This is a genomic window from Massilia sp. 2TAF26 (assembly GCF_052115005.1).
GTDB lineage: Bacteria > Pseudomonadota > Gammaproteobacteria > Burkholderiales > Burkholderiaceae_D > Telluria.
Genome location: NZ_JBFRFV010000018.1, coordinates 69,536 through 82,987, shown reverse-complemented (window position 1 = coordinate 82,987; position 13,452 = coordinate 69,536). Strand labels below are relative to the sequence as shown.

Annotated in this window: 13 protein-coding genes; 6 read left to right on the top strand and 7 right to left on the bottom strand. The window is 68.5% G+C overall.

Annotated elements, in window-relative coordinates; all coding sequences use genetic code 11:
* Window positions 1-69: 69 nt before the first annotated feature.
* Complete coding sequence (locus AB4Z32_RS18380; protein ID WP_442123307.1) at window positions 70-1,422, bottom strand: porin; 1,353 nt, start codon at window positions 1,420-1,422, stop codon at window positions 70-72.
* A gap of 170 nt (window positions 1,423-1,592) precedes the next feature.
* On the opposite strand from AB4Z32_RS18380, the gene AB4Z32_RS18375 reads away from it, so the two are divergent.
* A complete protein-coding gene (locus AB4Z32_RS18375; RefSeq protein WP_442123306.1) occupies window positions 1,593-2,264 on the top strand; it encodes a response regulator in 672 nt (223 codons plus the stop codon).
* Between the two features lie 4 nt (window positions 2,265-2,268).
* The gene (locus tag AB4Z32_RS18370; protein WP_442123305.1) at window positions 2,269-3,660 is read left to right on the top strand and encodes a sensor histidine kinase; all 1,392 of its coding nucleotides are present in this window, start codon (window positions 2,269-2,271) and stop codon (window positions 3,658-3,660) included.
* 33 nt (window positions 3,661-3,693) lie between these two features.
* Here AB4Z32_RS18370 and AB4Z32_RS18365 read toward each other — a convergent pair whose 3' ends face one another.
* Genes AB4Z32_RS18365 through AB4Z32_RS18355 form a run of 3 tightly spaced genes read right to left on the bottom strand, consistent with a single transcriptional unit; the run spans window position 3,694 to window position 5,296 of the window.
* Window positions 3,694-4,488 carry an ABC transporter permease gene (locus AB4Z32_RS18365; protein WP_442123304.1) on the bottom strand — a complete coding sequence of 265 codons (795 nt, stop codon included), beginning with the start codon at window positions 4,486-4,488 and terminating at the stop codon, window positions 3,694-3,696.
* Window positions 4,485-5,099, bottom strand: coding sequence for an ABC transporter ATP-binding protein (locus AB4Z32_RS18360; protein ID WP_442123303.1), 615 nt, complete (start codon window positions 5,097-5,099; stop codon window positions 4,485-4,487). The genes AB4Z32_RS18365 and AB4Z32_RS18360 overlap by 4 nt, the downstream gene beginning before the upstream one ends.
* Window positions 5,096-5,296 carry a hypothetical protein gene (locus tag AB4Z32_RS18355; protein ID WP_442123302.1) on the bottom strand — a complete coding sequence of 67 codons (201 nt, stop codon included), beginning with the start codon at window positions 5,294-5,296 and terminating at the stop codon, window positions 5,096-5,098. The genes AB4Z32_RS18360 and AB4Z32_RS18355 overlap by 4 nt, the downstream gene beginning before the upstream one ends.
* Window positions 5,297-5,425: 129 nt before the next feature.
* On the opposite strand from AB4Z32_RS18355, the gene AB4Z32_RS18350 reads away from it, so the two are divergent.
* A complete protein-coding gene (locus tag AB4Z32_RS18350) occupies window positions 5,426-6,889 on the top strand; it encodes a DUF3943 domain-containing protein (protein ID WP_442123301.1) in 1,464 nt (487 codons plus the stop codon).
* Here the strand turns inward: AB4Z32_RS18350 and AB4Z32_RS18345 are convergent.
* Window positions 6,879-8,276, bottom strand: a complete 1,398-nt coding sequence (locus AB4Z32_RS18345) for a nucleobase:cation symporter-2 family protein (protein ID WP_442123300.1) — start codon at window positions 8,274-8,276, stop codon at window positions 6,879-6,881. The genes AB4Z32_RS18350 and AB4Z32_RS18345 overlap by 11 nt on opposite strands.
* Before the next feature lie 152 nt (window positions 8,277-8,428).
* Here AB4Z32_RS18345 and dxs point away from each other — a divergent pair, with 152 nt between their 5' ends.
* Window positions 8,429-10,192 carry a 1-deoxy-D-xylulose-5-phosphate synthase gene (gene dxs, locus AB4Z32_RS18340; protein WP_442123299.1) on the top strand — a complete coding sequence of 588 codons (1,764 nt, stop codon included), beginning with the start codon at window positions 8,429-8,431 and terminating at the stop codon, window positions 10,190-10,192.
* An 11-nt stretch (window positions 10,193-10,203) separates the two neighbouring features.
* Window positions 10,204-11,049, top strand: a complete 846-nt coding sequence (hpnD, locus tag AB4Z32_RS18335) for a presqualene diphosphate synthase HpnD (RefSeq protein ID WP_442123298.1) — start codon at window positions 10,204-10,206, stop codon at window positions 11,047-11,049.
* 1 nt (window position 11,050) lies between these two features.
* Here the strand turns inward: hpnD and AB4Z32_RS18330 are convergent, their stop codons facing one another.
* Window positions 11,051-11,386: a YSC84-related protein gene (locus tag AB4Z32_RS18330; RefSeq protein ID WP_442123297.1), complete on the bottom strand. Its 336-nt coding sequence runs from the start codon at window positions 11,384-11,386 to the stop codon at window positions 11,051-11,053.
* 117 nt (window positions 11,387-11,503) lie between these two features.
* On the opposite strand from AB4Z32_RS18330, the gene AB4Z32_RS18325 reads away from it, so the two are divergent.
* A complete protein-coding gene (locus AB4Z32_RS18325) occupies window positions 11,504-12,142 on the top strand; it encodes a response regulator transcription factor (protein ID WP_442123296.1) in 639 nt (212 codons plus the stop codon).
* Here AB4Z32_RS18325 and AB4Z32_RS18320 read toward each other — a convergent pair.
* Window positions 12,122-13,450 (bottom strand): ATP-binding protein, encoded by a 1,329-nt coding sequence (locus AB4Z32_RS18320; protein ID WP_442123295.1) that lies wholly within the window; start codon window positions 13,448-13,450, stop codon window positions 12,122-12,124. The genes AB4Z32_RS18325 and AB4Z32_RS18320 overlap by 21 nt on opposite strands.
* Between the last annotated feature and the right edge of the window lie 2 nt (window positions 13,451-13,452).

Here is a 13,452-nt window from a genome sequence, read left to right as displayed (position 1 = left end):
CAGGCCGGGACGGCGCAGCAGCGATTCTGCCGCCGCCCGTCCGGCTCGTCGATACGTACTTGCCGCGGCTCAGAAGCGGAAGCGCAAGCCGGTGGCGAGCTGGAACTGCGAGTCCGCGCCATGCGCCTGCGCGGCCTTGTAGCTGCCGTCGGTGCTGAGGTAGTCGGACGCCAGGTACAGTTCGGTACGCTTGTCGAAGTGGTAGAACACCGATCCATACCAGGTCTTGCGCTTGCCGGTGCCGGTGGCCTTGGCGGCCGAGGTGTCGGCATACGCGTTCAGGACGTAGCCGGCGCCGTTGACGGCGGCGTTGGTGGCGTTCATCGTCTGCCAGCCCAGCTCGTAGTCGACGTGGCCGCCCGGGGCAAACTTGGCGGAAATTGTGTAGGCATTGTCGTGGCGGTCACCGATGGCCTTCGGTTGTTCGGCCGTATAGTGGACGTAACCGGTATTCAGGCGCACCATCCCGATCTTGTAGTTGCCGCCGATCGACCAGGAGGTGTGGGTATAGTCGCTGACCACGGCGGTGTTGTAGAAGCCCGACACGTTCAGGGCGCCGCCGTTGTAGGCCAGGGCGACCGACTTGGTCGTGGCTTCACGATTGTTGCCCGGCTCGCCGCCCACCTGGTAGGCCAGGCCTGCCATGATCTTGCCGTAGGCTTTCTTCCAGACGATACCCTTGTCGTAGCGGGTGCCGGTGGCGCTGCCCGAGTAGAAGATGAACTGCTTGAAATCGTTGTTGTTGGTGTAGCCACCCTCGTCATAGGTCACACCGGCGCTGCCGTAGGCGTCGCCGTAGATCTTCGAGAATTCGCGCGCCAGCGTGTTCTGGCGGCCGAAGGTCAGCTTGCCCAGCGTCGGGCTTTGCAAGCCCAGCCAGGCATCGCGGTTGAACAGCACGCCCGGTGTGTCCATATTGCCGGTCGGGATTTCGTATTCGCTTTCGAGCTTGAAGACCGCCTTCAGGCCATCGGTATCGGCGAGCAGGTGCTCGCCCTCGATACCCCAGCGGTTGCCGCTGAACCAGGCCACCGACATGTCGTTCTGGCTGTGGCCGGCGGCGTCGGCATTGGTCTGGCGGCTCATGCTCAGGTCGATCAAGCCGTACAGGCGCACGGTATCACCGCCGCGATGGTAGACCAGGCCGCTGGGGCCCGCGGAGGCGGAGCCCAGCGGGTCGGCCTGATGGCTGGGCTCGTCCTTGGCCGTGGCAGCGCCGGCCGCCGCGGACGCCTGGGCGTCGCGCGCGGCCTGCTGCACTTGCACCAATGCCTGTTGCGCCTGGGTTGCCGCCAGTTGCGCATCGGCGGCCGCTTTTTGCGCCTTCGACAAGGCATCCTGCAATTCCTGAACAGACTGGGCCTGCGCCTGCGCGGCGACGCCCAGGGTACCGAGGACGGCGATTGCCATCAGCTTTTTCATACGGACTCCATCGTTGTTATAGGTGTGGGTGGCTGTAGCCTTTGTTGTTTCAGGCATACGGAACCCACTATAGGGAGGTCAACCCTACAGAATGCCTACAATCAACTTTCTGTCTAAAAAGTAATCTTCAAGACTTGATGTGCGTGGCCGCAAGGGCCATTATTGTTAAGATGAAACTCCTGCTCACCGAAGACAATCGCGACCTGTCGGCCTGGCTGACCCGGCTCCTGAACCAGTCCGGCTATGCGGTCGAACAGGCCTTCAGCGGCGAAGAAGCCGACCTGCTGCTGCGGACCCAGACCTACGATGCGATCCTGCTCGACCTGACCCTGCCGCTGCTGAGCGGGCAGACCTTGCTGCGCCGGCTGCGCAGCCAGGACAACGGCGTGCCGGTGCTGATCATCAGCGCCCAGGATTCGCTGCAGGACATCGTCGAGCACCTGAACCTGGGTGCCGACGACTACCTCGCCAAGCCCTTCGACATCGAGGAGCTCGAAGCGCGCCTGCGCTGCCTGTTGCGACGCGCCAGCGGCACGGCCAACCCGATCTCCCGCTGCGGCAACCTGTGCTACGACAGCAACTCGAAAATCTTCTGCGTGCGCGAGCAGAACCTGCAGCTGACCCCGCGCGAGCACGCGGTGCTGGAGACCCTGATGCGCAAGGTCGGCAAGACGGTATCGAAGCGCGACCTGGCCGACAGCCTGGTGCCGCTGAACGACATGGTCACGCCGAAGGCGCTCGAGGTGTATATCGTGCGCCTGCGCAAGAAGCTGGAAGGCAGCAGTGTCGCCATCATTACCTTGCGCGGCCTTGGCTACATGCTGAGCGCGGTCGAAGGCTGAGCGGATGCACAGCCTCAAATCGCGCCTGGCGGCATGGGTTTTCGTGCCGATCCTGGCCTGCTCGGCGATCGACCTGGTGGTCACCTACCGCAGCGCCGACCGCGTCGCGGCCGAAGTCCAGCACCAGCTGCTGAAAGGATCGGCCCGCATCATCGCCGAGCAACTGGCCGCCGACGGCGGCGCGAGCCCGGCCGGGGTCCCGCCGGCCGCGTTCGAGCTGTTCGCCGACGAAAATCAGGACCGCGTGTTCTATGCGGTGCGGGACGCGGACGGTCGCCTGGTCGATGGCGATGCCGGGCTGGCCGCGCCCTTCCAAATCGGCCGGGGCGAGCAGGACATCTATTTCAAGAGCCGGGTCCGCGGCCAGGCGGTGCGCGTCGTCGCCTATGTCCAGGAACTGCGGGATGGCGGCCGCATCACGGTCGAGGTGGCGCAGACCATGCGCGGCCATGCGGCATTCCGCAAGCGTCTGTTCCTGATCACCGCGCGTGAGCATCTGATACTGCTGGCGATGGTGCTGGCGGCGCTGGTCGTCGCCTTCCGCTCGATCTTGCGCCCCCTGATGCGATTCAGCGAACGGGTCGCGCAGCGCCAGCCGGGGTCGCTCGAGCAACTCGACGCCGATGCCGTGCCGCGCGAGCTGCTGCCCGTCATCGGCGCCCTGAACGGCTACGTGGTCAGGCTGGACCAGACCTTGTCCGCCTATGAGCGCTTCGTCGCCAGTACGGCGCATCACCTGCGTACCTCGTTCGCAATCCTGACGTCGCAACTGAACTACGGCATGCGCGACGAGCGCGTAACGCCCGAACAGAAGACGCTGCTCGCCGCGATGCAGAACACGACGCTGCAGGGCGCGAAGGTGATCAACCAGCTCCTGATACTGGCCAGCATCGAACAGGGGCGCCAGCACGCCGCCCGTGCTCCCGCGTCCCCGGCCACCACGCTGGGGGACATCGTGACCTCGGTGATCGAGGAGCTGGCACCGCTGGCGCAGCGCCATGACGTCGAACTGGGCCTGGACGCATCCGACGCCAGCCTGGCCCTGCCGACACCGCCGCACCTGCTGCGCGAGATCGCCTTCAATCTGATCGACAACGCCATCAAGTACATGGACGGGCCAGGCGTGGTCAGCGTGCAGGTACGGCGGGCCGGCGAATTCGCGCTGCTGCGCATCGTCGATACCGGCCCGGGCATCGCACCGGCCCATCTCGACCGCGTGTTCGAACGCTTCTACCGTGCCGATCCGGGCAAGCCGAACAGCTTCGGCCTCGGCCTCTCGATCGTCAAGGAGATCTGCGATTCGCTGCAGGGCGAGATCCGTCTGGGCACGCCGGAGCAGGGCAGCGGACTGCAAGTCGACGTGCGGCTGCCCCTGGCGGCGGCCATGCCGGCTTAGCCGCCGTTTGCGCACCGCGGCGCGGGCGCCGGGTCAGCCGCGCAGCCGGTCCAGCCGCAAGCGCTGGCGCTCGTCGCTCAAGGCCCGCACCGCCAGCAGCGCCGCGCCGACCGAGGCCAGGCCGCTGGCGCCGGCCAGCAGGAACATCAGCAGGATCTGGTACTTGACCGCTTCCATCGGATCCATCCCCGCCAGCAGCTGGCCGGTCATGATGCCGGGCAGGGTGATGATGCCGGCCGCCGACATCTGGTTCGCCACCGGGATCATGCCGCGCCGCGTGGCGTTGCGGACCAGCGGCCCGATCGCTTCGCGGAAGGGCGTGCCCAGCGCCAGCCGCGCCTCGATGCGGCCGCGTTCGCGCACCACGCCGTCGAGGATGCCGTCCAGGGCCAGCGAGGCCGCATTCAGCACGCTGCCCAGCACGATGCCCATCAGCGGAATCGCATAGCGCGGCGCATACCAGGGGTCGGGCCGCACTGCCGTGGTCAGGGCCAGCAGCACTGTCGCGAAGCCGGCGCAGGCGACCACCACCGCGCTGATCTGGTAATTCATGTGGCGCTTCAGGCGCTGCTTCGGGCGGGTCGCCACTTCGCGCGCGGCGGCGCCGATCATGAACAGGATCACGGCGGCGGTCGCGGCCGGCGAGGCGCTGGCGAACACGCTGCGCAGCACCAGGCCGACGATGGCCAGTTGCACCACCATCCGCACCGCCGCGACCAGGATCTGGCGGTGTACGCCCAGGCGCAGCGCCAGCGACAGGACGGCGTCGAGCAGGATCAGGAGGGCGGCCGCCAGCAGGTCCCAGGCGCCCAGGTGGATGGCATTCATGGGGTCCTCAGCTTTCCCTGTTCGAGGCGGAAGATGCGGTGCGCCATGCGGCGCGCCTGTTCGGCCGAGTGGGTGACGATCAGGATCGCCATGCCGTCTTTCAGGCGCGCGGCCAGCAGGCTTTCGGCGCGCGCCACCGAGTCCGGATCGAGGGCCGCGGTCGGCTCGTCCAGCAGCAGCACGCGCGGCTGCGTGGCCAGCGAGCGCACCAGCGCCAGGCGCTGGCGCTCGCCGGTGGACAGGCGCTCGATCTCGGTGTCGAGCAGGCTTGTCGCGAGGCCCAGCGCGGCCATCGCTTCCTCCACGAAGCCGCGCTGCGCAGGCGCGAAATGCTCGCCGGCGCTGGCTTCCCACCACGCCGGCTCGGCGGCCTGGTAGACCACCTGGGAGCGCCATGCGGGCGCCGGCATCGAGCTGCCGGCGCGGCCGTCGAGCACGGCCTCGCCCTCGTGCGGATCGAGGTCGGCCAGCATGCGCAGCAGGACGCTCTTGCCGGCCCCGGACGGTCCCTGGATGGCCACGCATTCGCCGGCCTGGACCTCGAAATCGAAGGGGCCGCCGAAGTGCGAGCGCAGGCCGCGCACGCACAGCAGAGGGGAAGGCGCGCTCAACGCAGCCAGGCCCGCAGCACGTCGGCGCTCTGTTCCATGCCCGATTTCAGGCGGCGTCCGGCCTTGGCCGCGATCCCGAAGGCGAGGACGGCTTCGTCCCAGTTCAGTCCCGACGCCAGCGCCCGTTCGACCACGTGAGCGGTCAGCGTCCCGAGGCGCTCGACCCGCTCGCCATCCATATTCCCCAGCTTCAGCATGTTGTCTCCCATCGATCACCCGGCCAGTTCCGGCCCGGTCGTTGTATCACGGACGGCGCGTGCGACACGATCCGTCTGAAAACGTTATATTTATATCAATATATTGCATCGTACCGTATTTGGAGGGAAATGAACGCATCCGCCACATCCTGCCGGCCGCGCGGCCGTGCCCAGGCACTGCTGCTGCTGGCACTGGCCACCGGCAGCGCCCGGGCCCAGCTGGTCGCGCCGGCCGATCCGTCCGCCGATCCGCTCGCGGTGCCGAAGCCGGCCACCATCCAGCATCCGCCGGAGGTCGACCCGCGCCCCTACAAGAGCTATGGCGCGGCGGCGCTGGAAATCCTCGCCTTCCAGGTCGCCCTGAACCGGATCGACCATGCCTTCGTGAAGCCGGACGATTACGGCGTCAGCGTCGGCTCGATCCGCCGCAACCTGCACGGCAGCTGGGTCGAGGACCGCGATCCCTTCGAGATCAACCAGTTGGGCCACCCTTACCAGGGTTCGGTCTACTTCAACATCGCGCGCAGCAACGGTCTGACCTTCTGGGAATCGCTCGGCTACGCCTTCGGCGGCAGCGCCGTGTGGGAAATCGCCGGCGAGACCACGCAGCCGTCCCGCAACGACCAGATCACCACCAGTTTCGGCGGCAGCTTCCTGGGCGAAGCCCTGTACCGGATGGCGAACCTGGTGCTGGACCGCGGCGACGGTGCGGCGCCGCTGCTGCGCGAGACCGGCGCCGCCGTGGTGTCGCCGGCGCTGGGCTACAACCGCCAGAGCGGCCGCGCACGGCGCGCCGCGGCGTTGTGGGCCGGCGCCGTCCCGGCCACCTACGGCCGCCTGCAGCTGGGCGCCAGCAGTCCGACCAGCAGCAACGTCGGCCCCTCGCTGGCGACCAAGCGCCGGGAGGTGGCGGCCGACTTCGCGCTCGAATACGGCCTGCCCGGCAAGGACGGCTACACCTGGCACAAGCCCTTCGACTACTTCCTGTTCCGGGCCCGCGTCTCGAACGTGAACGGCGTCGAAAGCCTGAGCTCGCGCGGCCTGCTGTTCGGCGCGCCGTATGCGTCCGGCTCGATCCTGCGCGGCGTCGCCGGCATCTACGGCAGTTACGATTACCTGTCGCCGCAGCTGTTCCGGATCGCCAGCACCGGGGTCACGCTGGGCAGCAATGCCCAGCTGTGGCTGACCGACCGCCTGGCGCTGCAGGGCCACTTCTCGGCCGGCGTCGGCTACACCGCCACCGGCACCATCCGCGCCAGCTCGAGCGGCCAGTACCACTACGGCGTCGCGCCCCAGACCAATCTGGGCCTGCGCCTGATCGGCGGCGAGCGCTTCTCGCTGGACCTGAATTCGAGCGCCTTCGTCGACGGCAAGATCACCAGCCCGGATACCGGCGGCAGCGACCGCGTGCTGCGCGGCGACGCTGCGCTGACCTACCGGATCTCGGGACCGCATGCGCTCACGCTCAAGTACCTGACCTCGCGCCGCAAGTTCTCCTTCCCGAACGTGGCGGAGCGGCAGCAGCGCTACGACTCGGTTGGCCTGTACTACACCTGGATACCGGGGCGCCGCATGGGCGCCGTCAGCTGGTGAGGCCGTCGAGTTCGACGTGACTGGCCGGCAGGAACCAGTTCATCAGCACCGCGCAGATGCCGCCGGTCGCGACGCCCGACTCCAGCACGTGGCGCAGGGCCGAGGGCATGTGGGCGAGGAATTCCGGCACCTGGGACACGCCCAGGCCCAGCGCCAGCGACACGGCGATGATCAGCAGGGCGCGGCGGTCCAGGTGCACGCTGGCCAGGATGTTGATGCCGGCCGCGGCCACCGCGCCGAACATCACCATCGCCGCGCCGCCCAGCACCGGTTCCGGCACCGCCTGGATCACGCCGGCGACGCTGGGGAACAAGCCGAGCACGACGAGGAACAGGGCGATCCACATGCCGACGTGGCGGCTGGCGATGCCGGTCAGCTGGATCACGCCATTGTTCTGGGCGAAGATCGAGCTGGGGAAGGTGTTCAACAGGCCCGCCAGCAGGGAGTTGGCGCCGTTCACCAGCACGCCGCCCTTTATGCGGCGCATCCAGGTCTCGCCTTCGACCGGTTCGCGCGAGACCTTGCTGGTTGCGGTGACGTCGCCGATCGCTTCGAGCGAGGTGACCAGGTAGATCACGATCATCGGGATGAACAGCGACCACGAGAAGCTCAGGCCGAAGTGCAGGGGCCGCGGCACCTGGAACCAGGCCGCCTGGTGCATGCCGGTGAAGTCCAGGCGTCCCAGCGAGCCGGCCAGAAGATAGCCGACCGCCAGCGCGATGATGATGGCGCCGCTGCGCATCCACACCACCGGAATACGGTTGAGGACCACGATGATGGCCAGGACCACGCCGGACAGCAGCAGGTTCTCGCCGTTGGCGAAGGTTCCGTTCGACATCGCCGCGAAGCCGCCGCCCATGCTGATCAGGCCGACCTTGATCAGGGTGAGGCCGATCATCAGCACCACGATGCCGGTGACCAGCGGCGTGATCATGCGGCGGATGAAGGGCAGGATGCGCGACACGCCCATTTCGATGAAGGAGCCGGCCACCACCACGCCGAAGATCGCCGCCATCACGGCTTCGACCGGCGTGCCTTGCTTGACCATCAGGGTGCCTCCGGCGATCAGCGGGCCGACGAAGTTGAAGCTGGTGCCCTGCACGATCAGGAGTCCGGCGCCGAAGGGGCCGAAGCGGCGGCACTGGACGAAGGTGGCGATGCCGGACACCACCAGCGACATCGAGACGATCAGGTTGGTGTCGCGCGCCGACACGCCCAGAGACTGGCAGATCAGGAGGCCGGGGGTGACGATGGGGACGATGATCGCCAGCAGGTGCTGGAGGGCGGCGAGGATGCCGACCATGGCGCGTGGCTTGTCTTCGAGTCCGAGGACCAGGTCAGGGGTGGGATGTGGATGCGTGGCGTGGAGCGGCGGTCGTGTGGTCATGGGCGCGGGCTGGGCAAAAAGCGGATTCTACACTTTCGCCTGAACCATTTCTCCAACCGGGGCCAGCGCACGCTTGCCGCGTGCTCCTGAACGGAAGTGCTGGATGTTCTAGAATTATCTGCCTGCCGGTCCGCCGACATGGAGGATGACGCATGAACTTGCTTGATGCCATCAATGATCCGGCCGAGCTGCGCAGGCTGCCGCGGTCCCGGCTCGCGCCCCTGGCCCGCCAATTGCGCCAGTTCCTGCTCGAATCGGTGTCGCGCACCGGCGGCCACCTGTCGTCCAACCTGGGCTCGGTCGAACTGACGATCGCGCTGCACTACGTGTTCGACACCCCGCGCGACCGCCTGGTGTGGGACGTCGGCCACCAGTCCTACGGCCACAAGGTGCTGACCGGCCGCCGCGGCCGTATGCACACGCTGCGCCAGTTCGGCGGCATCTCCAGCTTTCCCCGGCGCTGCGAAAGCATCTACGACACCTTCGGCACCGCCCATTCGTCGACGGCGATCTCGGCCGCCCTCGGCATGGCCGAGGCCGCGAAGCTGGCCGGTGAGGATTGGCTCACGGTGGCCGTCTGCGGCGACGGCGCCATGAGCGCGGGCATGGCCTATGAAGCCCTGAACAACGCCGGCCACGACCCCGACCTGCGCCTGCTGGTGATCCTGAACGACAACGGCATGTCGATTTCGCCCTCGGTAGGCGGCTTGAGCCGCGCCCTGGATCCGGCACGGTCGCGGCCGGCCCTGTTCGAGGATTTCGGGTTCGGGTACGCCGGGCCGGTGGACGGCCACGATCTCGATGCCCTGATCCCCGCCCTCGAGGCCGCCGGGCGGCGCAAGGGACCGCAATTCCTGCACGTGCTGACCCGCAAGGGCAAGGGCTATGCACCGGCCGCGGACGCGCCCACCCTCTACCACGGCACCGGCAAGTTCGATCCGGGACTGGGGCTGCCCGCGCCGGTGCGCGCCAAACCGACCTATACCGAGGTCTTCGGCGACTGGCTGTGCGATATGGCGGCGCTGGATCCACGCCTGGTCGGCATCACGCCGGCGATGCGCGAGGGTTCCGGCATGGTGCGCTTCGAGCAGTTGTTTCCGGAGCGCTATGTCGACGTCGGCATCGCCGAACAGCATGCCGTGACCTTTGCCGCCGGCCTCGCCACCGAGGGGATGAAGCCGGTGGTCGCGATCTACTCCACGTTTCTCCAGCGTGCCTACGACCAGTTGATCCACGACGTCGCGCTGCAGAACCTGGACGTGACCTTCGCCATCGACCGCGCCGGCCTGGTCGGTGCGGACGGCGCCACCCATGCCGGCAACTACGACATGGCCTTCCTGCGCTGCATCCCGAACATGGTGCTGATGGCCGCCTCGGACGAAGGCGAATGTCGGCGCATGCTGACCACCGCCTATCGGCATCCCGGACCGGCCGCGGTGCGTTATCCGCGCGGCAGCGGCACCGGTGTCGGGGCGGGGGCGGAACTGGAGGAGATCCCGATCGGCCAGGCCGAACTCCGGCGGCGCGGACGCGATACCGCCATCCTGGCTTTCGGCTCGATGCTGGCGCCCAGCCTGGCTGCCGGCACCGAGCTCGGTGCGACGGTGGCGAACATGCGCTTCGTGAAGCCGCTCGACGTCGACCTGCTGCTGCGCCTGGCGCGCGAGCACGAACAGCTGGTGACGGTGGAAGAGGGCGCGGCCATGGGCGGGGCCGGATCGGCGGTGGCGGAAACTCTGGCAGCGGCCGGCATCGCCAAGCCCCTGCTGATCCTCGGCCTGCCCGACGCCTTCATCGAGCATGGCGACCCGGCCCAGCTGCTGGCTGCCGTGGGACTGGACGCCGGCGGCATCGCCGCAGCGATCCGGCAGCGGTTCGGCATCACGGAATCGCGGCTTGTGGTGAACGCTGACTGAGGCAAACCGCGATGCTCCCCGATGCCACTGCCAGCCTGCCGGTGCAGCCGGCCGCCAGCTCCTTCTCGATGGCGATGCGGATCCTGCCCGCCGCGCAGCGCGCCGCCATGCAGGACATCTACGGCTTTTGCCGCGCCGTGGACGACGTCGCCGACGGCGATGGCGCGCCGAGGGAGAAATGCGTGGCGCTGGAGCGCTGGCGCGAGGATGTCGACGCCTGCTTCCTGGGCACCGGGCCGGCGCCGCTGGCGTCGCTGACGCGCCACCTCCGGCGTTACGGGCTGGCGCGCGAGGACTTCCACGCCATCATCGACGGCATGCTGATGGATGCCCAGCCAAGCCCGATCTGCGCGCCGCCGGCCGCCATCCTCGACCTGTATTGCGATCGCGTCGCCAGCGCCGTCGGGCGGCTGTCGGTGCGGGTGTTCGGCCTGCCGCCCGGCGACGGCATCCTGCTGGCCCACCACCTCGGCCGCGCACTGCAGCTGACCAACATCCTGCGCGACATCGACGAGGATGCCGCCATCGGCCGCGCCTACCTGCCGCGCGAGCTGCTGGAAGACGCCGGCATCGGCGACATCACCTGCGCCTGGGGGGCCGGTGCGATCGCGGCCCATCCGGGATTGTCGGCGGCCTGCACCGGGCTGGCGGCCCAGGCCTGCGGACATTACGGCGCCGCCCGGCAGGTGCTGCGCCGCCACCCTGGTGCCTGTTCGCGGGCGCCGCGCCTGATGGGCGCCATCTACCAGGCGCTGCTGGCGCGGCTGCTGGCGCGCGGCTGGGACAGTCCGCGCGAGCCGGTGCGGATCGGAAAGCTCGAACGTATCGGCATCCTGCTGCGGCATGCGGTCGTCTGAGTCAGCGCCCCTCTGCGACCGCGTGCGAAACCATCCGCACCAGCGAAGCGCCGTAGGGATTGCTGACGCTGTGCGTGACGAGGATGTCGACCGGCGTCGCGGCCCGGCCGTAGTCGGCGGTGCCGACCCCGATCGGCCCGGCCGCGACGCTGACGTCGCCGCCGATCTTGAACGAGGTCGAGAGCAGGGAGTTCAGCGCCTTGTCCGTCATGATCAGCGCCACCATTTCGGATTCCTGGGCGCCGGCCTGCAGTATCCGCGGACCGATCATGACCGCCTTGGCCTCGCCCACGTGGTCGCGGAACCAGCTCATGTCGGGATCGCGCATCTTGAACATGATGACCTCGCAATGCTTGCCCGGAAGTGGCGACAGTCTGAGGGCATCTCGCACCGCCGCGCAATTGGACTTTCGGCCATCTGTGGCTATCATGAGTACAGCGCTATGGGAGAAAATATGGACGGGTCCGTACCGCTCATCTATCTGGTCGACCGGGACCGCGGTGCCCTGCAAGGCATGTCGAGCCTGCTGCGGGCCGAAGGTCTTGCTGCGCGCGAGTTCGCAACGTCCGCCGCCTTCCTGAGCGCCCACGATCCGCAGGCGGCCGGCTGCGCGGTCGTGGACATCGGCATGCCCGGGCTGGACGGCCTGGCGCTGGAGCGCGCGGTGGTCTTCGTCAGCGGCGACGGCGACGTCGGCCAGGGCGTGCGCGCGATGAAGGCCGGCGCCGTCGATTTCCTGACCAAGCCCTGCGAAGCCGGGGAGCTGCTCGGCGCGGTCCGGCGCGCACTGGAAAGGGACGCACGCGAGCGCGCGGTGCGGTACGAACTGGCGCGCATCCGCGCCCGGCTCGACTCGCTGACGCGGCGCGAGTGCCAGGTGCTGCGGCAGGTGGTGGCCGGGCGCCTGAACAAGCAGATCGCGTCGGACCTCGGCATCGCGGAAAAGACGATCAAGGTGCACCGGGCGCGGGCGATGGAGAAGATGGGGGCGGGCTCGCTCGCCCAACTGGTGCGCGAGATGCTGGAGCTGGATGCGGGCGCCGTGTTCGGCGCCCAGTATGCCGACCTGCACTCAGCGAACGAGGGTGCCTGAGATCCTGAACCGCACGGTCACCAGCAACCCCCGTCCGGTCGGCCCATCGCCGAGCGTGACCGTGGCACCATGCGCGTTGGCCACGCTGCGCACGATCGACAAACCCAGCCCGCTCCCCCATTCGGCATGGCCCGCGCCCCGGTAGAAACGGTCGAATACCCTTTCACGCTCCGCCGGCGGGATGCCGATCCCGTCGTCGGCAACCTGCAGCAAGACCTCCTGGCCGGTATGGGCGACGGTGACGTCGACCCGGCCACCGGAGGGTGTATAGCGCAAGGCATTGTCGAGCAGGTTGCCGATCAGGATATGCAGGCTGTCGGCGTTACCGGACAGGGAAGGTCCGCCGGGGTCCGTTTCGCTCTCGACGATGCCCAGGTCGATGCGCCTGGCGCTGGCCTGGTCGTAGCGCTCGCCGATGCAGGCGCGCGCCAGCTCGAGCAGATCGACCGGCGCCGGGGCCGCGTCGGCCGTGCCGCCTTCCTGCCTGGCGGCGGTGAGCAGCTGCTGGACCAGGCGGATTGCACGATCGAGGCGCTGGTGCAGCTTGGTGAAGGCGACTGCGCGCTGCGCGCCGTCGGTGGCGCGCTCCGCCAGCTGCAACTGCAGCTGCAGGGCGGTCAGCGGCGAACGCAGTTCATGCGCCGCGTCCGCCACGAAGGCGCGCTGGCTGTGCAATGCATGGTCGAGGCGCAGCAGGAGGTCGTCCATCGCCGCCACGACGGGCTTCAGTTCGGGCGGCTGGTCGCGCTCCGCAAGCGGCTGGAGGTCGCTCGGCGAACGGCGGCCCAGCGCCTGCGCGAGCCGGTTCAAGGGCTTCAGGCTGCGCCCGACGACGGCATAGATCAGCACCCCCAGGATCGGCAGCATGGCGAGGAAGGGGAGCAGCGAGCGCAAGGCAAGGCGCGCCGCCAGTTCCTCACGCGCGGACACGGATTGCGCCACCTGTACCCGGTCGCCTTCCCGCTCGGCAAGATACACCCGCCATCTGTCGTCGCCGCCGGCCAGCGTCGAATAGCCGGGCCGCGCCGCCGCCGGCAGGCCATGCTCGGCGGTGGAGATGTATTTGAGCCGGCCGTTGCGGTCCCAGACCTGGATGACCACTTCTTCCTCGGGGTCGCCGTGCTGGCGCCGCGCCGGCGACGCCGCCTGGGTGGTCGGCAAGGTCGTCGCCATCTGGCGCAGCTGGTAGTCGAACAGCTCGTTGGATTCCTCCAGGACCTTGAAGTAGATGGCGCCGCCCGCAAGGACGGTGCAGGCCAGGGTCCCGCCCACCAGGCCGAGCAGCAGTTGGCTGCGGATTGTCCTCATGC

Excerpts from the sequence above, each read along its gene's own strand:
- AB4Z32_RS18380 (WP_442123307.1), bottom strand. The coding sequence starts at position 1,422 with ATGAAAAAGCTGATGGCAATCGCCGTCCTCGGTACCCTGGGCGTCGCC.
- AB4Z32_RS18375 (WP_442123306.1), top strand. The coding sequence starts at position 1,593 with ATGAAACTCCTGCTCACCGAAGACAATCGCGACCTGTCGGCCTGGCTG.
- AB4Z32_RS18370 (WP_442123305.1), top strand. The coding sequence starts at position 2,269 with ATGCACAGCCTCAAATCGCGCCTGGCGGCATGGGTTTTCGTGCCGATC.
- AB4Z32_RS18365 (WP_442123304.1), bottom strand. The coding sequence starts at position 4,488 with ATGAATGCCATCCACCTGGGCGCCTGGGACCTGCTGGCGGCCGCCCTC.
- AB4Z32_RS18355 (WP_442123302.1), bottom strand. The coding sequence starts at position 5,296 with ATGCTGAAGCTGGGGAATATGGATGGCGAGCGGGTCGAGCGCCTCGGG.
- AB4Z32_RS18350 (WP_442123301.1), top strand. The coding sequence starts at position 5,426 with ATGAACGCATCCGCCACATCCTGCCGGCCGCGCGGCCGTGCCCAGGCA.
- AB4Z32_RS18345 (WP_442123300.1), bottom strand. The coding sequence starts at position 8,276 with ATGACCACACGACCGCCGCTCCACGCCACGCATCCACATCCCACCCCT.
- dxs (WP_442123299.1), top strand. The coding sequence starts at position 8,429 with ATGAACTTGCTTGATGCCATCAATGATCCGGCCGAGCTGCGCAGGCTG.
- hpnD (WP_442123298.1), top strand. The coding sequence starts at position 10,204 with ATGCTCCCCGATGCCACTGCCAGCCTGCCGGTGCAGCCGGCCGCCAGC.
- AB4Z32_RS18330 (WP_442123297.1), bottom strand. The coding sequence starts at position 11,386 with ATGTTCAAGATGCGCGATCCCGACATGAGCTGGTTCCGCGACCACGTG.
- AB4Z32_RS18325 (WP_442123296.1), top strand. The coding sequence starts at position 11,504 with ATGGACGGGTCCGTACCGCTCATCTATCTGGTCGACCGGGACCGCGGT.
- AB4Z32_RS18320 (WP_442123295.1), bottom strand. The coding sequence starts at position 13,450 with ATGAGGACAATCCGCAGCCAACTGCTGCTCGGCCTGGTGGGCGGGACC.